The organism is Vibrio chagasii (assembly GCF_024347355.1).
Taxonomy (GTDB): Bacteria; Pseudomonadota; Gammaproteobacteria; order Enterobacterales; family Vibrionaceae; genus Vibrio; species Vibrio chagasii.
The window spans coordinates 2211318-2232070 of sequence record NZ_AP025465.1; the positions used below are offsets into that span (position 1 = coordinate 2211318).

At 44.4% G+C, this 20753-nt stretch carries 15 protein-coding genes and 1 riboswitch; of the genes, 6 read left to right on the top strand and 9 right to left on the bottom strand.

What is annotated here, in order from left to right; genetic code table 11:
* Positions 1–21 precede the first annotated feature (21 nt).
* The 4 genes from mukB to cmoM all read right to left on the bottom strand — a co-directional run bounded on the left by mukB (position 22) and on the right by cmoM (position 7502).
* Positions 22–4482 carry a chromosome partition protein MukB gene (gene mukB, locus OCV52_RS10105; RefSeq protein ID WP_137407715.1) on the bottom strand — a complete coding sequence of 1487 codons (4461 nt, stop codon included), beginning with the start codon at positions 4480–4482 and terminating at the stop codon, positions 22–24.
* The gene (gene mukE / locus OCV52_RS10110; protein WP_137407714.1) at positions 4479–5273 is read right to left on the bottom strand and encodes a chromosome partition protein MukE; all 795 of its coding nucleotides are present in this window, start codon (positions 5271–5273) and stop codon (positions 4479–4481) included. The genes mukB and mukE overlap by 4 nt, the downstream gene beginning before the upstream one ends.
* Complete coding sequence (gene mukF, locus OCV52_RS10115) at positions 5254–6591, bottom strand: chromosome partition protein MukF (protein ID WP_008220060.1); 1338 nt, start codon at positions 6589–6591, stop codon at positions 5254–5256. Before mukF ends, mukE begins: the two co-directional genes overlap by 20 nt.
* A gap of 125 nt (positions 6592–6716) precedes the next feature.
* Complete coding sequence (gene cmoM, locus OCV52_RS10120) at positions 6717–7502, bottom strand: tRNA uridine 5-oxyacetic acid(34) methyltransferase CmoM (protein ID WP_137407713.1); 786 nt, start codon at positions 7500–7502, stop codon at positions 6717–6719.
* Between the two features lie 115 nt (positions 7503–7617).
* On the opposite strand from cmoM, the gene elyC reads away from it, so the two are divergent.
* Complete coding sequence (elyC, locus tag OCV52_RS10125; RefSeq protein WP_137407712.1) at positions 7618–8472, top strand: envelope biogenesis factor ElyC; 855 nt, start codon at positions 7618–7620, stop codon at positions 8470–8472.
* Between the two features lie 105 nt (positions 8473–8577).
* Here elyC and torR read toward each other — a convergent pair whose 3' ends face one another.
* On the bottom strand, positions 8578–9291 hold the full coding sequence (gene torR / locus OCV52_RS10130) for a two-component system response regulator TorR (RefSeq protein ID WP_137407711.1): 714 nt from the start codon (positions 9289–9291) through the stop codon (positions 8578–8580).
* Between the two features lie 255 nt (positions 9292–9546).
* Between torR and torD the strand changes: the two genes are divergently transcribed.
* The 5 genes from torD (at position 9547) to OCV52_RS10155 (ending at position 13648) form a co-directional block, all read left to right on the top strand.
* Positions 9547–10194, top strand: coding sequence for a molecular chaperone TorD (gene torD, locus OCV52_RS10135; protein WP_137407710.1), 648 nt, complete (start codon positions 9547–9549; stop codon positions 10192–10194).
* 316 nt (positions 10195–10510) lie between these two features.
* Positions 10511–11515, top strand: a complete 1005-nt coding sequence (gene purR, locus OCV52_RS10140; protein ID WP_137407709.1) for an HTH-type transcriptional repressor PurR — start codon at positions 10511–10513, stop codon at positions 11513–11515.
* Between the two features lie 170 nt (positions 11516–11685).
* Positions 11686–11771: riboswitch (cyclic di-GMP riboswitch) on the top strand.
* Positions 11772–11898: 127 nt separating this feature from the next.
* Positions 11899–12489, top strand: coding sequence for a TfoX/Sxy family DNA transformation protein (locus OCV52_RS10145; RefSeq protein ID WP_137407708.1), 591 nt, complete (start codon positions 11899–11901; stop codon positions 12487–12489).
* Between the two features lie 131 nt (positions 12490–12620).
* Positions 12621–13301: a TVP38/TMEM64 family protein gene (locus OCV52_RS10150; protein ID WP_137407707.1), complete on the top strand. Its 681-nt coding sequence runs from the start codon at positions 12621–12623 to the stop codon at positions 13299–13301.
* A gap of 29 nt (positions 13302–13330) precedes the next feature.
* Positions 13331–13648 carry a putative signal transducing protein gene (locus OCV52_RS10155; protein ID WP_061034220.1) on the top strand — a complete coding sequence of 106 codons (318 nt, stop codon included), beginning with the start codon at positions 13331–13333 and terminating at the stop codon, positions 13646–13648.
* A 122-nt stretch (positions 13649–13770) separates the two neighbouring features.
* On the opposite strand, the gene OCV52_RS10160 is transcribed toward OCV52_RS10155, so the two are convergent.
* From OCV52_RS10160 to topA, 4 genes are all read right to left on the bottom strand, one after another.
* Complete coding sequence (locus OCV52_RS10160) at positions 13771–14568, bottom strand: alpha/beta fold hydrolase (RefSeq protein ID WP_008220088.1); 798 nt, start codon at positions 14566–14568, stop codon at positions 13771–13773.
* Between the two features lie 270 nt (positions 14569–14838).
* Positions 14839–16293, bottom strand: coding sequence for a glycogen synthase GlgA (gene glgA, locus OCV52_RS10165; protein ID WP_137407706.1), 1455 nt, complete (start codon positions 16291–16293; stop codon positions 14839–14841).
* Complete coding sequence (gene glgC, locus OCV52_RS10170; protein ID WP_008220093.1) at positions 16283–17500, bottom strand: glucose-1-phosphate adenylyltransferase; 1218 nt, start codon at positions 17498–17500, stop codon at positions 16283–16285. The genes glgA and glgC overlap by 11 nt, the downstream gene beginning before the upstream one ends.
* A 536-nt stretch (positions 17501–18036) precedes the next feature.
* Positions 18037–20667 (bottom strand): type I DNA topoisomerase, encoded by a 2631-nt coding sequence (topA, locus tag OCV52_RS10175; RefSeq protein WP_004737437.1) that lies wholly within the window; start codon positions 20665–20667, stop codon positions 18037–18039.
* Positions 20668–20753 lie beyond the last annotated feature (86 nt).

The following is a 20753-nucleotide window of genomic DNA, read 5'->3' on the forward strand; positions in this document are numbered from 1 at the left end:
TAGAAGTGAGTCAGCTTCTGTTTATTGTTCAGTTTCTTCGATAAGCTCTTGGACTGAAGAGGCTGGCTTATTCTGAGCAAATCCGCGCAGGCCAACAACGTGTACGTGTTCATGATCTTTGAAGACCTTACGTACCAGTTTGTAGGTTGTACCTTTCTCTGGGCTGATGTTCTCCGGTGCTGCAATCAGAAGCTGCATACCTAGACGGTCACACAGTTCAAACAGTGTAGAGATAGACTTCGCATCCAGACGTGCTGCTTCATCAAGGAACAACAAGCGGCATGGAACAATGTCTTTGCTACGAAGTCGGCGAGATTCTTCTTCCCAGCTCTGTACCACCATCAGTAGGATAGATTGACCAGTACCAATCGCCTCACCGGTAGACAGTGCGCCGGATTCAGCTTGTAGCCAACCATCCGAACCACGGTTAACTTCAACACTTAGCTCTAGGTAGTTACGGTAATCAAGCAGCTCTTCACCCAGAACTTGCGGAGAACGTTGGCCCATGTCGATGTGTGGGTTCACACGTTGGAACAACTTCGCCATCGCTTCTGAGAAAGTGAAACGAGTCGTTTCGAACAAGTCTTTGTGCTGCTCTTGTTGAGTCGCTAGGCCTGATAGCAAGATTTCGTGGCTTTCACGAATCTTAACGTTCAGACGTACGCCCTTAACCTGACCAAAGTAAATATTCGACAGACCTTGGTTTAGCATTCGAATACGGTTCTGCTCGCGCTGAATCGTCTTCTTAATAATGCTTGCTACCGACTCAGAGCTGATCGCTAGGCGGTTTTCACGCTGCGTCAGTTCTTCAGTTAATCGAGCTAGTTCAACTTCCATCTCTTCGATTGCTTCAACCGGATCATCCGTATGGATGATGTCTTGGCGAATACGCTCGCGAAGATGTTGGTAAACCGCAATGTAGAACAGAACCTTACGCTCTGGATGCGCGTTATCTTCCGATAGGCGCAGCGAATCGCGTAGGTCTTCATTGTCAGCCACAGCCAGACGTAGTGCACCCAGTGATTTATCCGACATTGAGCGAAGTTCACCCGCTGTTAGGTAAGCCAGTTCACGCTTGTGTAGACGACGTTCAACGTCATTCTCACGTGCTAAACGCAGTACTGAACACCAGCCGGCTTTTGCTGCAACAACGAAGGTACGAAGCTCTGTGTACTCTTTCTGTACTTTCTTAAGACGCTTAGCCAGTGCTTTCATCTCAAGTTCAGTTGAGGTAATCGTACGCTCATATTCGCTCTTACGGCTACGAGACGTATGCAGACGCTCTTGAAGCTCGTCACGACGACGCACCGCGCGCTCTTCAGCACCTTCATCAGCGTTAACACCGAACTCTTGAAGCTCTTGTTTGAACTCTTGAACAGTCTCTTGCTTCGCTTGGTGCGAACTCTTCAACGCTGCCAATACTTGGTTGTACTGGTTCATCTGTTCGCGAGCTTGCTTCAAGCCATCGCGGCCTTTCGCACGAGCTTGTTCTGCTTGAACCAGCTTCGCTTTCAGTTGCTCACTCAATTCACTGCTCTTGTTAAGCAGATCAACTGAGTCTGCGTAAGCAAAGTAGTGACGACGTTCAATCAGATCAGACAGCGCGAACACTTTGCCTTTTAACGTTTGCAGCGCGTTGTCCGCTTGGCGATACTCTGCTTCCAAAGCTTCAAATTGCTCTGGGTCTGCGTCTAGTGCAGAAACGATTTGCTCTAGTGAAGCAAGTGCTTTGCCGTGAGTGTTCAGGTAAGACTTAGCTTCGCTCAGGCGTTCTAGTTGTACTTCTAGTTCAGCCAAACGCTCAGCTAATGTTTCGTCTTCTAGAATACGAACCATAGGCGCTAACTTATCAAGCGCAGCAATCGCCTGTTTACTTTGTTGAAGCTGGCTGCGTTGTTGTTGCTCTTTCGAATCCAGTTCAGCTAACGAGCGCACTACTTGGTTGCGTTTCTCACGAACGACTGTAAGTGCTTGCTCTGGATCTGCGTTAAACGCAACGTGCAGGTGCTTCGCTACAAAGCTATTGAATGCTTGGTATAAACGATTAAGTTTTTGAGAGTCAAACGCAGCTTTCGCGTGATTCTCAACAACCACATCGCGCTCTTCACGCAGTTTCTCTAAACGTTGCTCACGAGCTGCACGGCCAAACAGTGGGATCTCAGGGAAACGAGAGTAACGCATCTGGCGATCGTTCAGTTGAACACACACCGCGCCTTCTAACTCATCGGCATTGAACGAGCTGTCATCAAACGCGTCTACATCACCCTCAAGGATGTAAAGGTCTTCAGGACAATCATCAAGATCAATCAGTTTCTCTTTGATGCCATCAAGATCTGAAACCACAATCGCATGACGAGCCGGGCCATACATCGCACTGAAGTATGGTGCATCGCCAATCGTGATGTCGTCGTAGATCTCAGAAAGCAGAACGCCACCAAGGGTATCTGCTAAGCCTTTCAAACGAGGATCGTTAGAACCACCAGGTGACGCTAGACGCTCGATCTCTTGCTCAAGTTCAGCTCGGCGCGTTGCCAGTTGATCTTTAGCCACCACTTGAGATTTTTCATCTTCAAGCACTTGCTGCATTTGCGTCATCACAGCTTGGCTATCTTCTAGCTCAGCTTCGGTTTGATCTCTCAACGACTCAAGCGCATCATTTGCTGTGATCCACGCAGGAGCAACAGATTCAAGCTTTTGAATCTCTTGATCGTGGTTTTGCTGAACACGACGTTGTTCACTCTTCGCTTCACGCAGCTCTTCTTGAGCATACTCAAGCGTTTCGATCTGCATGGCATGACGTTCACGTTCTTCTTCGAAAACCGCTTCGTCAGTCAGTGAAATATTGTGTTGCTTTTGGTATTCAGTCGCCAGCTCTTTCGCTTGACGCTGCTGCGCCACATCACGAGCCATGTCGCGATGCTGAGCACGCCATTGCTGTTCGTTCTCAACAACGTGTTTTGCGTTACGACCTTTATCTAGAGCTTGTTTAGCGCTGTGAGACGCTTCTTTACGTTCAAAATCACCAACAATGCTCTTAACCAAAGACAGCGCTTTATCGAACTGTGCAGAAGCTGCTGAAGACATGTCTAGCTTGTGCTTAGTAGACAGTAGCTTCTGTGTGCTTGACTCTTCTTGTGCTTTTAACTCAGAAACCAAGGTCAACGCACTTTCTGCCGTAATAGATTCATCACCTAGCAACTGCTTGGTTTTCTCTAATGCTTGAACCGCTTGCTGGTATTGAAGTGCGCGAGTCTGCTGAACATCCAATGCTTGTTGGTAATCAGCAAGCTGAGTTTTCAGGCTATCCACTTCTTCTTCAGTAATGGTTGCCTGCTCTTCTGCAAGAAGTACTCGCTCTTGAGCTTCTTCAACCACCATCATCTGCTCTTCTAGACGCTCATTAAGCTCTTCTAGATCTTCGCTGTAGCGAGCAATTTTCTCTTGCTGACGAAGTGCAGTTTGAACCAATTGAAGATGATCCGAAGCCGCTTGGTAGTCTTGTTCTAGAGACGATTCTTGATCCACCAGCAACTCAAGTTCTTCTTGAACTCGATTCAACAGGTTGTTTTGCTCAAGTAAAGTTTCACGCGAACCAAACAGTTCACCACGGAACTTCATGGTTTGATCAAGCTTGTTACGACGATCGTTTGCATGGCGCATGTAGTCTGCTGCCACGTAATTGGTCGATTCAGTGATCAAATGCTTGAACAAGTCACGATCCGACTGAGTTGTCTTGATCGCTTCTAACGTCATGCGGTTCTCACGCAGTGCCGATTCCATATCTTGGAATGCTTTCTTCACACCACCATTTTGCGGTAGAAGGTAATCACGCAGAGAACGTGTAATTGCGCTTGAGATACCACCATAAAGTGATGCCTCAATCAGACGGTAGAACTTAGAACGGTCGCTGCTATTACGCAGTTTCTTCGGTACCACACCGTATTCGAACATCTGTGAGTGGTAATCCACAATCGAAGAGAACGCTTTGAAGTGTGCGCCTTCGTATTGTGCAACTGCGGCCTTCACATCATTTAGCTGACATACACGAGCATGACTGTCTGAAACGTTCTGAATCAATACATCCGTTGGCTTCACATGGCTTGGAAGACCTTGGATAACGAACGGCTTGATGTCTACTTTCTTGTCACGACCAGCAACTTGCTGCAGTTTTACTGCAAACAGTAGGCGTTGGTTACGAGAGTTCACCACATCTAACGCTGCATAACATGCGCCTGGCTGAAGCTTACCGTAAAGGCCTTTATCACGTGATGACTGTGAGCTGCCTGCTTCCGTTGTGTTACGGAAATGCAGAAGGCTTTGGTCAGGGATAAGTGCTGTAATGAATGCCGCCATTGTGGTCGACTTACCTGCACCGTTACCGCCAGAAAGCGTTGTAACCAATCCATCAATATCAAAAGTACGTGCGAAGAAGCCGTTCCAGTTGACCATGGTTAATGATTGATACTTACCTCTTTCAATCATGCTTCACCTTCTACTTTTGTTTGTTCGCCGTCGTTTGACTCAAGGTCAAAGTCAGCTTGATCGTTAAAAATATCTTGTTGACCGTTTTCATCTACATCTGATGTAGCTTCAGCTTTCTCTTCATTCAACAAGCTACCTTGGTTAGGTTCTTGAGTATGCACCACAGCCTCACCATCACGGATAAGGCGCAGTTGAGCTTCTTTCATGTCATCGCCAACACGTACGTCCGCACCAAAACGGAATACCGCTTCGCTGATACGGAATTTGCCCGTTTCGCCAATCGCAATCAAGATGCCGATACGACGTAAGCGACGCAGAGAAGTACGCACTTTTTCAAACAGTTTTTCTTTGTCTAAATCAGAACCAGACGCACGGTTTGTTGCTAGCTTCATGAGTTTTTTCTCATCCGCTAGCGCCATTAGCTCTTCAAACAACTCTTGGTTAGTGAAGATACCTTCGTGAGCTAAACGTTCTGGGCTTAGGTACAAGAAACACAATACCTTGCCAACAAGCATGTCTAGCTCAGACAACACACTACGACCAATTAAAGACGTAGAACGCGGACGCAGATAGAAGAAACCTTCCGGTGCTTTCACAAGTTCTGTGTTGTAGCGTTGGTAGAAATGCTGAAGCTCAACTTCAAAATCAGACAGTAACGCGTGGTTATCTAGGTCTTCTGTTGAAATATGCTTACCTGAACGCAGCATGCTGTCTAGCGCAGGGAACAATGGGTTCGCTATCGCTTTTACCAGTTTCTCTGGCATGTAATCATCAGTACTTGTTAATGACATTGGCTTGTACCTTTGCACCGAAATCGTTGATTGCCTGCCAATCTGGCTGAATAGCCTGATAGTCAGACTCTGAGTAACCTAAGCGCACCGCTTGGTCGACAACAATTCTGGCTAAATCAAAATGGTGTGTGCGAGGGTGTTCAGCGAGGTAGTCGCGTAACACAAGGCCAAGATCGATTGGCGCACCTTGCTGTTTGTGAGCTTTTAACATATCTGCAATTCTTTCAGACAGCAGATCGTTCACTTGCTCAAATTCTTCGTACTCTACGTCGAGTGGCGCTTGTCCTGTTACCTCGTCATCACGAAGCACTAGTGCTTCATCACGAAGGTCAGTTAACTTTTCAGCGTCGGCATACGTCAGTAGCCAAGGCGCATCAAAGTATTCAGTCACAGATTGACGTAAGCGTTGGCTGAAGGCACGGTTCTTATCCATATCAATCGCGGTACGGATAAACTTGTGAACGTGACGGTCATAGCCGATCCACAGATCAATTGCTTGTTGGCCCCAACTTGTGATTCGGTCGAGCTTCATTTGCAGACCAAACAGGGTTTCGCCAACAAACTCAAGTTCGTCGTCACCGTAGACTATTTCTTGGATATCTAGGATCTGCGTTTGCAGTTCATCACCTGCCGCTTGCAAGGTGTCTTGCAGCTCTTTTAGCGTGGCTGAGGTTTCTGATAGCAAGACTTCACAGTTGTTGATCGCCTCACGCCAATCTTTATTAAGAAGGTCGGCAATCTGCTGTTTTACGGTCTGCTGCTGCTCATCCATAACACGTTGGTTAAGATCAATCTGATCGAAAATTTCACCAACAGAATACTTGAGCACGCCGTAAACATTCTTTCTCCAATGTCCTGGCGTTCCGCCTTTCTGTGCAGCTTCAATGGCCTTTGCCATCTCGTCGGCAACCATGGAAAGTTGGATAGACAGTTTTAATTTAGAGAACTGACGGTGACGTAAATAATAATCTGAGATACCAATAGCCAACGGTGACAAGCGGTATATGCTTGCGCCATCGGTAATTTCGCTGGTAAAGCGGCTAATCAGCTTCTGTTTAACCAACTCATTAATTGCATTATTGGCACGAAACGCTGAGGCTTCACCAGTATCTTCAAACAGTCGAGTGACGATAGTAAACGCATCATGCAGTTCACCCTCGCCCAGCTCTTCATCGAACCTTTCATTGCTTAATACTGCGATAGCAATCAAAAATGCTAAGCGCTCTGGCGGCAAGTTTAATGAAAAATCATGCTGCTTGACCCAGCCCACCAACTCATCAATTGGCTGCTCTTCGGCAGTTTGAGTCATTTCACTCATTGTGGTTCCTGTTACTGTTCTTCGTCATATCAAACACAGTAGATATGACGCCTATTTCTTTATAACGCGGGCTTCTTACGATTGCATAGCGCATATTGTGGTTTCTTTTACCACATTCATCACTGTTATTGCGCAGGTTTTTGAGCCCAAACGTGAATATAACGGCCTAGTGACAGATATGGCTCTTGGCGACATAGCTGTTTTTCTAGTTCCAATACATCTTCAAATTGGTAATCGCCCATGTACTCCATATTACCTATGTAGTCACTGAAGGAGCGAATGCCTGATTTACCACAGATTTCTAGACCAGCGTCTTCTATCCATTGATAAACCTCTTCTGGCTTCAAGCCTTTTTGTGGTTGCAGCTTAAACCGTTTTCGATGTGGCATCCCATTCAATACATGAGGAATGTTGCCACAAATCACATTTTTCAGGACTAATCCGTGGTGGTTGTAAAACATTATCGAGGCAATACCACCCGGTTTCACTTGTTCAAGTAGCAAATCCAGTGCTTCTTTTGGGTCTGCTAGCCACTCCATAACGGCGTGAAATATCACAAAATCGACTTTATCGTCGAGATGCTCTGCCACTTTTTGTACCGGAGAATGGATAAACTGATATTGCTCTAACAGCCCTGCTTCGGTGATCCCTTCTCGAGCCAGCTTCAGCATCTCAGAAGAAAGATCACATAGAGAAACCTTATGACCCAGTGCCGCAATTTTTTGCGACATCTGTGCCAATCCGCCCCCAGCATCAAGCACATGCAATGGAGAAGCAGAATCTTCAAACTTGCTCAAAGCTTGTTCTAAATCTTCCCATACGATGATCTGACGGATCTCTCCTTTGTCAGAGCCGTAAATATTTTTTGCAAATTTGTGGGCAATATCGTCGAAATTACGGTCTTCAGTCACGGCTACTTGAGTTATTATGTCCTATCGTGCCTGCTATTCTGTCACAGGAATTTCAGGAATAAAGAGGCGATGTCTCTTTTTACTACTAAGTGATGTTTTTTCGGACTATTCGGATATGTTTGAGCTGAAAAAAGTAGTGTCTTCATTACTGATGCCACTACCAGCAATGTTAATTCTCGCATTTCTGGGCTTAGCCCTAGTGATGTTTACTACTAAAAGAAAGACTGGTTGCTTAATTACCCTCTCAGCCCTCTGTGGTATTTTCCTAATCGCTTTCCAGCCAGTTTCTAGTCAACTATTAATGCCAATGGAAAGGCAGCACACTGCATTTTTACCTGTCGACGAGACCGTCGATTACGTGATGGTTCTTGGTAGCGGCCACGTCGTTGATGACCAGATCCCACCAACATCTGAACTGAGTCGCACAGGCTTGATGCGTTTGAGTGAAGGTATTCGCATTTTACGCCTCTACCCGGGCGCTAAACTGATTCTGTCTGGCTACGGCGCTGGCACAGAGGTCAGCAACGCAAGAATGATGGCTAAGGTAGCCCTGGCACTCGGTGTTGCAAAGCCTGATATCATTCTGCTGGAAACAGCCAAAGACACTTGGGAAGAAGCCCGCCAAGCCGCTGCGTTCGTTAAGAATAAAAGAATGGTGTTGGTAACTTCAGCAAGCCATATGACACGTGCTCTCAACGAATTTAATGCAGCAGGCATGAAACCCTTGCCAGCGCCAACTAACTATCTTGCTCAAGAAGGTATCGTAGAACCATGGGAAAAATACACGCCCAAGGCTCTTTATCTCGAACAGACTGAACGATATTGGCACGAGACGCTAGGATTAGTTTGGCAAAGCCTACGTGACTGGCTAGACACCAGCAGTGATATTGTAGAAGAGCCAATCGTCGTGCCTGAAGCTTCGAGCCTAGCTGAAGATGAGAATGTCGTTTCGGCAGCTCAGCCTCAATAAGCAGTCTACATAAAAGACTGAGTCATAAAAAAGCCGAGACATCACTGATGATGTCTCGGCTTTTTAATATTTACTATTCTAGCGGACTAACATGTCCCGCAAGACTTAGTCACCAGCAAACATGTAACCTTCGCCGTGAACCGTCACAAAAATTTGTGGGTTCTTCGGATCGAACTCCATTTTTGCGCGCATACGACGAATCAGTACATCAATAGTACGGTCATTCGGCGCATCAACACGGTGGCTAATCATATTAAGAATACGTTCGCGGCTTAATACCTGATTAGGGTAAGAAGACAGTGCAACCAATAGTTCGTATTCCGCTTTCGTCAATTTTACCGGCTCGCCGTTTTTGCTTAACGCACGACGAGGGATATCAAATGTCCACTCACCAAAACGAACCACTGATTCATCTTCAGATTCTTCAACCGCACCTGCTGCTGTTTTACGAGCGGCAGAAATACGCCAAAGTAGGTTTTTAACTCGAACCAGTAACTCGCGAAGTTCGAAGGGTTTAGTAACGTAATCGTCAGCGCCCATTTCAAGGCCAACAATTTTGTCGATGCTATCCGTGCGTCCAGTAACTAAAATAATTCCAATGTCTGATTGACTGCGTAATTCGCGAGTTAGCATCAATCCATCTTCGCCTGGTAAGTTGATGTCCAGCATAATGAGGTCAACGTTGTTTTCGTCTAACACGTTTCTCATTTGAGCGCCGCTTTCGGCTTCGCTTACTCTGTACCCTTCGTTCTGGAAATAACCAACCAGTTTACTACGGGTCACCACATCATCTTCTACGACTAATACGTGATAGCTCATCTACACCACTTTTCTTATTTAATAGTTTCGGTGACTATTCTATTCATAACTAGTAACAATTCTAGTGGTACTGTAGATAAATGCCAGAAACATGGATTTTTTTTGATACAAGACAATCTTAAACCTTGCTATTTGTCGTCTGGCACAATTCAATATAGGCATTACTACTAACGAGTAACTTTGCATTTCGCAAATAACCTCGTCATCAGCCTTGGTGTGTAAAAAACACCACAAGACTAAATCAGGATTTACGTAATGAAAGATACGAAAGCGTTCAATGAGCAAAGAGCAGAAATTTACTGGTGGTTATCAAGCTTATTCGCCAAAGAGCTCACTCAAGACGAACTTGACCACTACCACTCTGTTGAAATTCGTTCTTTCTTAACTGGTTTAGGCGAAAATGAAACTCTAAAGCCTGCTATTGATAAGTTAGTTGATGCCCTGAACCGCCTACAAACTCGCGAAGATGCACAACTAGAACTGTCTGCTGACTTTTGCGACCTTTTCCTAAAGACAGATAAGCATGGCGCCCTTCCTTATGCTTCAATGTACATCGGTGAAACTGGCCTATTAAACGATATACCAGCGAAAGAGATGGAAGAGATCATGGCTAAGCACAACCTAGTGGTTAACCAAGATCTAAAAGAACCAGCAGACCACATCGCTATCGAACTCGACTTCTTAGGTAACCTAATCATTCGTTCTAATGAAACAGAATCAGAAGAAGTACTAGAAAAATCGTTCGAAGTTCAGCAACAATTTATCGAGCAACAGCTATTAACTTGGATCCCGAAATTCAACGTTAAGTGTCACGATGTTGATGAATTCGGTTTCTACGCTGCTGTATCTTCTCTGCTAATGGCTTTCTGTCAATTAGATGCTCAATATTTAGCTGGTGAATAAGCTTAACTGATGACTAGGTAAATAAATTCCGTAGAATGTGACAATTCACCCGGATTTCTGGGTGAATTGTATTGCGAGTATTTTCTAGTCAGTCTAGAATTGTGACCGCAAACGATAAAATATGAAACATTCACGAAATGCTATGCTTATTAAGTTCAGAGCATTTCGGTGTTAAAACAAGCCGCTCACTAGCGGTTTTTTGTTTTTTAACACTTTAGTACCCAAAGAGCCCTACAAATTTAAGCTCTTAGTTAGGTAGCTTAACGGCTACTTCACTCCGTACTTTGGGGAAAGTAGCTTCTAATAGGATAAAACCATGGCCACTATAAAAGATGTCGCTCGCTTAGCAGGCGTATCAACCACAACCGTTTCTCACGTAATCAACAAAACACGCTTTGTTGCAGAAGCGACTCAAGAAAAAGTAAATAAAGCGGTAGACGAATTAAACTATGCACCAAGTGCTGTTGCTCGTAGTTTGAAGTGTAATTCAACACGAACCATCGGCATGCTAGTGACTCAATCAACCAACCTATTCTTCTCAGAAGTTATCGATGGTGTTGAGAGCTACTGCTACCGTCAAGGTTACACTTTGATCCTGTGTAACACGGGTGGTATCTATGAGAAGCAACGTGACTACATTCGAATGCTTGCAGAGAAACGTGTAGATGGCATCTTGGTTATGTGTTCAGACCTAACTGAAGAACTGAGAGAGATGTTAGACCGTCACGCTGACATCCCTAAAGTAGTCATGGACTGGGGCCCGGAGAGTTCTCAAGCAGATAAGATCATCGATAACTCTGAAGAAGGTGGCTACCTAGCGACTAAATACCTAATCGACCGCGGTCACTCAAAGATTGCTTGTTTAAGTGGCCACTTAGACAAAGCGGCGTGTGTGGAGCGTATCGCTGGTTACAAGCGCGCTTTGGAAGAAGCTAACATTACTGCAAATGACGACATGATCATCGAAGGTAACTTTGAGTGTGATACTGCCGTTCTAGCCGCTGACAAAATTGTTGAGATGGAAGATCGCCCGACAGCTGTATTCTGTTTCAACGATACCATGGCACTAGGCTTGATGAGCCGCCTACAGCAGAAAGGCATCTGTATCCCTGAAGATATCTCTATCATTGGCTACGATAACATCGAACTGGCTGAGTACTTCTCTCCACCATTGACTACCGTTCACCAACCGAAGCGCCGTGTCGGTAAGAACGCCTTCGAAATTCTGCTTGAGCGTATTAAAGACAAAGACCATGAAAAACGCGTCTTCGAAATGCACCCAGAAATTGTTGAACGTAGTACAGTTAAAACGTTAAATTAACTGATAAATTGAGTTTATTTTCATCAAGCGCACCTTTGGGTGCGTTTTTTTTATCAGCAACTAAAATAAACCTAGTTTCATATGATAAAGATCATTAATTGAAGCAACATCACACTTTGAAATAACAAGTGTGAGCCTCATTCAACAAAAACTTTATTCTATTCAATCAGTCACGCACAGGGCAAATCACTTGAAAAGGTGAGACGCAAAGCTTCCGGCCTAAACCACTCGTTGGTATGGTAGCGGGGTTACCGATGGCAAAATGCAGTAACTACTAATAATTTAGTAATTTACGGCTTATTGACAATGTAATTGCAACATTTTGCTAATCTCTCGGACCTGCTTATTTGGTGGCGTAGTTCAAATACACCGAGATAAATAACATGGATAAACCGATACTAAAGGACTCAATGAAGTTATTTGAGCCCCTAGGAAAAATAAAGTCACGCTCAATGTTTGGTGGATTCGGTCTTTTTGCTGATGACACTATGTTTGCTCTGGTTGTTAATGACCAGTTGCACATACGAGCAGACAAAGGCACAACAAAACAGTTCGAGCAACAAGGGTTTCAACCGTACGTCTACAAAAAACGTGGTTTCCCTGTCGTAACTAAATACTTCGCTTTACCAGAAGGCCTGTGGCAAGACCAAGAGAAAATCTTACAGCTTGCAACTACGTCTCTGGGTTTTGCAAAAGAAGAGAAAGCTGAACAGTCCGCTGCTAAGCCAACTCGACTCAAAGACCTCCCGAATCTTCGACTCACCACCGAGCGCATGTTGAAGAAAGCTGGAATTGATTCCGTAGAACGTTTATATGAATCTGGCTCTGTAAACGCATTTAATGCCATCAAGGAATCTCATGCGTCCTCCGTCAGTATTGAACTGCTTTGGGCACTAGAGGGGGCGATCAATGGCACCCATTGGTCGGTTATCCCGCAGCAACGTCGTGAAGAGCTTATCAGTCGCGTCAATTAACATTTTCAGTACACCTTTTTATACAACTAAGCCGCATTTCTGCGGCTTTTTTTATATCTAGTGAAAGTTAATCTATGCTTTGCCTGTCTATCTATACTAATGGTCTGCATTGAAAATTTGAGGAAGTATCAATGAGTAAGAAAATGATATTAGGTATTGTATTGGTCGTAACGATCTTTTTATTAGGCATTAATTTTGGCCAATACCTCACGCTCGAAAACGCCAAAGCACAGCAAGCGGTGCTAAACGACTACATTGAAAGTAACTTTATTGCCGCCGCGGCGACGTACTTTATCGCATATGTATTGATCACCGCCTTCTCCATCCCGGGAGCAGCCGTTGTTACACTACTTGGTGCTGCGCTGTTTGGCTTCTGGAATAGTTTGTTATTAGTATCTTTCGCCAGTGCAATAGGCGCAACTCTTGCCTTTTTGAGTAGTCGTTACCTACTGCGAGACTGGATTCAAACTAAGTTTGGCGACAAACTCACTACGATTAATAAAGGCGTTGAAAAAGACGGCGCATTTTACTTGTTTTCTTTGCGACTTATCCCAGTGTTTCCGTTTTTCCTTATCAACCTGTTGATGGGCTTAACACCCATGTCGGTGACTCGCTACTATGTAACAAGCCAAATCGGCATGTTGCCTGGTACTGCAGTCTTCTTGAATGCTGGTACCCAACTCGCAGAAATTGATTCGCTTTCAGGCATCGTTTCACCTTCTGTACTATTGTCATTTGCATTATTAGGGGTGTTCCCAATTATCGCTAAATGGTTGATGAGCAAGTTTCGTTCAGCACCGGTTGCGGAATAATAATTGTGGCCGGATAAGGTTCTATATCAATGAAAATCTTCAGTGCATCAAATCCGACAGAGGCACATATCATCTGCGGACTCCTAGAAAGTGAGAATATTGCCTGTGAAGTCCGTGGTGAGGGTTTGTTTGGTTTGAAAGGGGAAATCCCGTTCACAGAAGAAACTGACCCATACGTATGGCTATATGAGCCAGAAATGGCCACTAAGGCGCGTGCTATTGTCAATGACTACCAAAAACAGCAAGATTCTATCATCTATGAAGAGTGGCGCTGCAGTGAATGTCATGAAGTGAACGAGGCACAATTTGGTTCTTGTTGGCAATGCGGAGCTAACTCTCCTGAGTAGACGAGCTTAATGAGGTCTTAGCCGCTTCATTTGATTTATCCTCAAAACAAAAGCGGGAAGCTACAAATAGCTTCCCGTTTTTATTTCAATTCTATTATGAGTTCAAATGACCGACTTAGAAATCACTGGATTTGCTTTTGGATAAACTCGATAGAGTGCTGGTTAAATTCTTCAGGGTTTTCAACGTTACACACATGACCACAGTTAGCAATTTCGACCAGTTCACTCGACTCGTGCGCCTCAACCATTTCTTTAACGGGCTTGATGAACATGTAGTCACGCTCTCCCATCAGATAAAGGGTTGGTATCGGTAACTCCCTATCTTTGAAATATTTCATTAAGGGGTTCACATCAGCCGTCAATATAAACCAACGCTTAAACTCTTTTTGACACAGCTTTTTGGCTTCACGAATAAACAGGTGACGAGACTCTTTTTGGCTTTTTTGTGGCATCACTATGTAAGCAAAAAGGCTATAAAGCCACATGTAAGGAATGATATGTTTGCTTAGATTTCCTAGCTTAACCAATACTTGCGAGCGGGTGTTGAGTTTAGTTACCGCACCACCTAATACCATTGAACGCACGCGCCCTGCCGCTAACTCCGCAACATTACGGACAATAATGGTTCCTAACGACATACCAACGAAGTGTGCGGAGCGGATTTTAAGGTGGTCTAATACTTTAAGAATATCGAGCGTGACAGCTTTGAATGTATAACGGTTTGATATCAGCTCTTTAAGTATGTTGTCTGATTTACCATGCCCTCTCAGGTCAATGAGGAGCAGGTTGAAATGCTGTTTATACGCCTTGATCTGCTTGAACCAAATAGAGGAGCTACCTCCGGCACCATGCACAAATACCACCCACTCATCGCTAGTAGGGTGAGTAAATGTTTTATGAAATAATAAACTTTCAGACATACCTATCGCTTTAATTATTAAAATGGAGCTAAGCCTCATCACAAGGCGATGGCTAAGGATATCACGCAATTAAGAAGATTAGGTGATAATAGTGTCAAACCTATCATTAGCGCTGTGAATGCTTCACTTCCTTTTCTACCTGACTTAAATGAGTTTGCAAGCTTTGTCTTTCTAAACGTGATGTACTCAGACCAGATAGCAAAAGGCGCCCTATTATTAGAGCGCCTCTTTCATTAAAGACAATTGCTGTGCATCAGCTAAAACAGAGCGTTAAAATGCCGAGTGATACATCGTTAAATACTCTTTCGCAGCATCTTCCCAACTAAAGTCTTGTTGCATCGCATAAAGCTGAACACGCTTAATTTCAGATGGGTTTTGTGCGTAAAGCAGCAACGAACGGTGTAAAACGGCCAACAAAGCCTGCGGAGTCGGCTCTTCAAAAGCAAAGCCGGTCGCCACTTCAGGATCCTCGTCATAATCATTCACACTGTCTTTTAGACCACCGACAGAGCGAACGATCGGTAAGGTGCCATAAGCCATACTGTAGATCTGGTTTAAACCACAAGGTTCAAACTCAGAAGGCATCAAGAAAAAGTCAGAACCCGCTTCAACTAGATGCGCTAATTCATTGTTGTATGCCTCTACAAAAGAGAATTTGTCTGAATGCAGCGCTGATAGCTCTTTAAGTTGGCTCGCTAAAACAGGGTCACCCGTACCTACAATCACAATCTGAAGATCATTCTTCAAGAATTGTTCAATGATAGGCAACAAGTAGTGAACGCCTTTCTGGTTCGTTAAGCGACAAACCATCCCATACACTGCGCAATCGATGACCGGTAAGCCGACTTCTTGTTGAAGCTTCTGTTTACACGCTGATTTTCCACGCGCCATGCTGTGTTTGGTCGCTTTGTATTTACGAGGAAGAAATGCATCCGTTTCTGGATTCCAAGCACCGTAGTCACAACCATTTAGGATTCCGACTAAGTCTGAAGCTCTACGTTGAAACTCAGCCGCCATGCCATGACTACCAAGCTCTGTTTTTAGCTCTTCCGCGTACGTTGGGCTTACTGCGTTCACTTTATCTGCGCATAGTACACCGGCTTTAAGCATAGTCACGTGCGTATCACTGACCGCAACTTCAGGAACATTACGACTGTGCATTTCAGGAAGACATTGCAGCTCATCGTATGAGAATACGCCTTTGAACACCGCGTTGTGGATTGAAATGACACTGCGCGTGTTCTCAAAGAATTCATGCTGTTGGTAGCGAGATTTAAGCAAGAAAGGAACAAAGCCAGTATGCCAATCGTTCGCATGAATAATATCAGGTTGGAAACCAAGCTTAGGAAGCATATCCAAACATGCTGCGCTGAAGAACGAAAAACGCTCACCATTATCAGCATAAGCCTGATTATTTTCAGCGTACATTTCTGGACGGTCGAAGTATTTAGCACATTCAATACCAAACACTTGTACGCCTTCAACACTTAACTTCTTAACTTGATAAGCCGTATGCGGCCAATGATCGAGCTCTGTCGATAGAACAACTTCTGCAGAATCAATATTTGGGATGTTGCGATAAGCGGGGATGGTCACTCGAACGTCCTGTTCGAGTGTTTGTAACGCTTTAGGCAGTGCCTTGGCTACATCAGCCAAGCCACCGCTCTTAATCAAGCCTTCTACTTCAGACGCTACAAAAAGTACCGAGAGAGTCTTAGTAACCAACTCGTGCTCCTTTAGGGATTACTACTACACCATCGTCAGAGACGTGGTAATGCTTTTTGTCTTCTTTCAGGTTTACACCAATCTGTGTGCCCGGTGCGATGTCTGCATCTTTATCGACGATAACACGACGAAGTACACAGCCCTCGCCCACTTTTACGTCGCCCAATAAGATACTCTCACTGATGTCACACGCTGATGCAATATTGCTACGGAAGCCAAGTACACACTTCTCGATACGAGAACCACGAACATAACTACCGTTACACACTAAGCTATCGATGATTTGAACACGACCATTAGCCGAGTCTGTAAACGTCGCAGGTGGTAATGGTGGATAGTAAGTGTGCAGTGGCCACTTGCGGTTGTATAGTGAGAATGGTGCATCTTTCTCAAGAAGATCCATGTGCGCTTGCCAGTACGCGTCAATCGTACCTACATCACGCCAGTAAACTTCTTCTTTCTCGCCAGTAATGCGGTTGGTGCTGAAGTCATACACAAACACATCACCACGTGGGAACATGTTAGGGATAATGTCTTTACCAAAGTCATGTGAAGAACCTTCACGATCTGCATCTTCAACGAGCTCTGCAAAAAGCTCATTTGCTTCAAATACGTAGTTACCCATAGAAACCAATGCGGAGTCAGGGTCACCTGGAATTGGTTTAGGGTTTGCAGGCTTCTCCTCAAAGCCAATCATACGCCCTTCCGCATCAACTTCGATAACACCGAACTCTGATGCTTCAGCCAAAGGCATACGTAGAGCTGAAACCGTTAGTGCTGCTTTCTTCTCTTTGTGGAAATCAAGCATTTGCTTAATATCCATTTTGTAGATGTGGTCAGAACCAAAGATACAAACTTGATCTGGTTCTTCTAACTGCATAAAGCGAAGGTTTTGGTAGATCGCATCTGCCGTGCCTTCATACCAACGCTTACCCGTACGCATTTGAGCAGGGATTGGGTCGATAAAACGATCTGTTATACCACTGATATTCCAACCTTTTTTCATATGGTGGAACAGTGACTGTGACTTGAACTGCGTTAATACATAGATCTTCATTAGATCCGCGTTAACGAAGTTATTTAAAGCGAAATCAATTAAGCGGTAACTACCACCGAAAGGAACCGAGGGTTTGCTGCGCGATTCAGTTAAAGGTCTTAAGCGAGAGCCTTCACCACCAGCAAGAATCATTCCCAATACACCAGCCATTTTATTCTCCATATATTTATAGCTTGTCGATGTCAGTACTCGTAGAGGTATCTTCCTCTGGGGGATGAGCACTGACAATGATTTCGGTACTTAGCGAATATCCATTCACATACAGTGACAGTATCCTAAGCCAAACGTTGTTTTTCGTGCACTATTGTTTGCACTTGGTTTTATATACGTTATCGACTTTCCAGCCGATTTCAATTTTTAATACGCCATTCTGTGCTATGTAAGCTGATTGCTTTCCTAAGACTTAAAGCAGCTCACATTACACTGTTTGAGCGAAACATTACATTAACACCCAACACACATCAGGTATACAACTAAACACTGATCTATGAGTTACAATATTCTAATTAAGTTACACATTCGTTACAGTTACATAAGATCGTGTGACTAATCTCTTGATTTATTTTACGCTATGAATTTAATAAAAGATTACAACTAAGACTTAATTTCAATCAGTTGCATAATTAGTCATATATGAGTCGAAAAAAAGCAGCCTATTGGCTGCTTTTTATATCAATAACGTTCAGTTACTTTTCTTTGGGCTTTTTACGTTTATCCGTTACTTCCCATTTACCGTCAATGTACAAGGCGGTCCAACCAGAAGGCTTACCATCCACTTCTGTACGAACGTAGTTCTCTTTTGTCTTACGACTAAAACGAACCACTGTCGGCTTACCGTCTGGATCAGCCACTGGAGCTGTCGTTAGGTATTGGAACTTCGGTGAAATACGGTCTTTAAAGCGAACTAATTCTTCCACTAAAGGAGCACGAGTTTCACGTGATTTAGGGAAGTTACTTGCTGCCATGAATAGACCAGAAGCACCATCACGAAGCACAAAGTACGCGTCTGAATTTTCACATGGAAGTTCAGGGAAATGTACTGGGTCTTCTTTTGGTGGCGCAACTTCGCCGTTTTTCAAAATCTTACGAGTGTTCTTACAATCTTCACTCGTACAATCCATGTACTTACCGAAACGACCATTCTTCAGAACCATATCTGAACCACACTTGTCACACTCAACAAGCGGGCCATCATAGCCTTTTACTTTGAATTCGCCGTGTTCAACAACGTAACCTTCACAGTTCGGGTTGTTACCACATACATGCATCTTACGCTTGTCATCAATCAGATAAGCGTCCATTGCCGTTTCACAGATCGGGCAACGCTTTTTAGCACGAAGGGCTGCGGTTTCAACATCTTCTTCAAGAACGTTGATAATACCTTCTTCATCACCAAGGTTAATCGTTGTCTTACAACGCTCTTTTGGTGGAAGTGCATAACCAGAACAGCCTAGGAATACGCCTGTCGAAGCAGTACGAATACCCATATTACGGCCACAAGTTGGACACTCAATATCGGTTTCAACGATGTGATTTGGCTTCATGCCGCCTGCATCTTCGTCGAGGTCCGCTTTTTCCAAATCACCGGTAAAATCTTTGAAGAAATTATCTAGCACGCCTTTCCAGCTTGCTTCGCCTTCAGCGATTTGGTCTAACTTCTGCTCCATACGAGCCGTAAAGTCGTAGTTCATTAGGTCATTGAAGCTGCCGTCTAGACGGTCAGTAACAATTTCACCCATCTTCTCAGCATAGAAACGACGCTGCTCAACTTTCACGTAACCACGATCTTGAATGGTAGAGATGATCGACGCGTATGTTGAAGGACGACCGATACCACGTTTCTCAAGTTCTTTAACAAGCGCCGCTTCAGTGAAACGAGCCGGTGGCTTAGTAAAGTGTTGCTTAGGATCCAATGCAATGAGATCCAACTTATCGCCAATTTGTACTGCAGGCAGGATCGTATCTTCGTTTTTACCCATCGGACGTTGAACACGAGTCCAGCCGTCGAATTTAAGGATACGACCTTTCGCTTTTAGCGTGTACTCTTCAGCTTTAACGCTTACTGTTGTTGAGTCGTACTGCGCAGGGGTCATTTGACACGCTACGAATTGATTCCAGATCAGCGAGTAAAGCTTGTGTGCGTCTGCGTCTACGCCATTTAAGTCTTCTGACTTAACATCAACGCTTGAAGGACGAATCGCTTCGTGAGCCTCTTGAGCGCCCTCTTTGCTACCGTATACAAGCGCTTTAGGTGGCAGGTACTCTGCACCAAACTCAGAACCGATGTATTCACGAGCTGCTTCTACCGCTTCTGAACTCAAGTTGGTTGAGTCAGTACGCATATAAGTAATGTAGCCCGCTTCATATAGGCGTTGCGCCAACATCATGGTTTTCTTTACGCCATAACCAAGACGAGTACTCGCAGCCTGTTGAAGCGTTGAAGTAATGTACGGTGCAGACGGCTTACTCTTCGTTGGGCGGTCTTCACGCTTACATACTTCGTATTGTGCTTTCTCAAGAACACTCAATGCAGCTTGCGTTTGCGCTTCATTTTCAGGTTTAAACGCAACACCGTCTTTTTGTGCGACTTGAAGTCTAAAATCTGTTTTTTCTGCTGTTTTTGTATCAGCATGCACATCCCAGAACTCTTCTGGAATAAAGGCGTTGATCTCGCGCTCACGCTCAACAAGAAGCTTTACAGCCACTGATTGAACACGGCCAGCGGATAGGCCTCGTGCTACTTTCTTCCAAAGCAGAGGTGACACCATAAAGCCAACAACACGGTCCATAAAACGTCGTGCTTGCTGTGCGTTTACGCCATCGATGTTTAGCTCACCTGGAGTTTCAAAAGCTTGTTGAATTGCGTTCTTGGTGATTTCGTTAAACACCACTCGCTTGTATCGCGTTTCATCGCCACCGATGATCTCACGAAGGTGCCATGCGATAGCTTCTCCTTCGCGGTCCAAATCGGTTGCGAGATAAACATGGTCTGCGTTCTCAGCCAGTTTTTGCAGTTCAGCAACAACTTTTTCTTTACCCGGTAATACTTGGTAATTTGCTTCCCACTCTTTATACGGGTTAATACCCATCTTTTTGATAAGAGCTTTGCGATCTTTTTCTTTCTTGATACGAGCTTTTTCTTCTGGGCTCATACCCTTTGTTGAAACTGCAGCAGCCTTTTTACCAGTACTTTGACCTGCCGTTGGTAAATCACGTACGTGACCTACACTCGACTTAACGACAAAGTCTTTGCCAAGGTATTTATTGATAGTTTTAGCCTTGGCCGGCGACTCCACTATAACGAGCGATTTACCCATATTGACTCTAACGTCCTTAATCACGATGCTTTAGCACCAACAATTTAACTTGTGGGCTTTTACGCATGATATTCTAAATTCATTGC

Bases quoted from the DNA above. Each gene is read 5' to 3' on its own strand.
- OCV52_RS10155 (WP_061034220.1), top strand. From the start codon at position 13,331: ATGAAAATCTTCAGTGCATCAAATCCGACAGAGGCACATATCATCTGC.
- OCV52_RS10160 (WP_008220088.1), bottom strand. From the start codon at position 14,568: ATGTCTGAAAGTTTATTATTTCATAAAACATTTACTCACCCTACTAGC.
- OCV52_RS10150 (WP_137407707.1), top strand. From the start codon at position 12,621: ATGAGTAAGAAAATGATATTAGGTATTGTATTGGTCGTAACGATCTTT.
- mukE (WP_137407714.1), bottom strand. From the start codon at position 5,273: ATGTCATTAACAAGTACTGATGATTACATGCCAGAGAAACTGGTAAAA.
- OCV52_RS10145 (WP_137407708.1), top strand. From the start codon at position 11,899: ATGGATAAACCGATACTAAAGGACTCAATGAAGTTATTTGAGCCCCTA.
- purR (WP_137407709.1), top strand. From the start codon at position 10,511: ATGGCCACTATAAAAGATGTCGCTCGCTTAGCAGGCGTATCAACCACA.
- elyC (WP_137407712.1), top strand. From the start codon at position 7,618: ATGTTTGAGCTGAAAAAAGTAGTGTCTTCATTACTGATGCCACTACCA.
- mukF (WP_008220060.1), bottom strand. From the start codon at position 6,591: ATGAGTGAAATGACTCAAACTGCCGAAGAGCAGCCAATTGATGAGTTG.
- topA (WP_004737437.1), bottom strand. From the start codon at position 20,667: ATGGGTAAATCGCTCGTTATAGTGGAGTCGCCGGCCAAGGCTAAAACT.
- mukB (WP_137407715.1), bottom strand. From the start codon at position 4,482: ATGATTGAAAGAGGTAAGTATCAATCATTAACCATGGTCAACTGGAAC.
- glgC (WP_008220093.1), bottom strand. From the start codon at position 17,500: ATGGCTGGTGTATTGGGAATGATTCTTGCTGGTGGTGAAGGCTCTCGC.
- torD (WP_137407710.1), top strand. From the start codon at position 9,547: ATGAAAGATACGAAAGCGTTCAATGAGCAAAGAGCAGAAATTTACTGG.
- torR (WP_137407711.1), bottom strand. From the start codon at position 9,291: ATGAGCTATCACGTATTAGTCGTAGAAGATGATGTGGTGACCCGTAGT.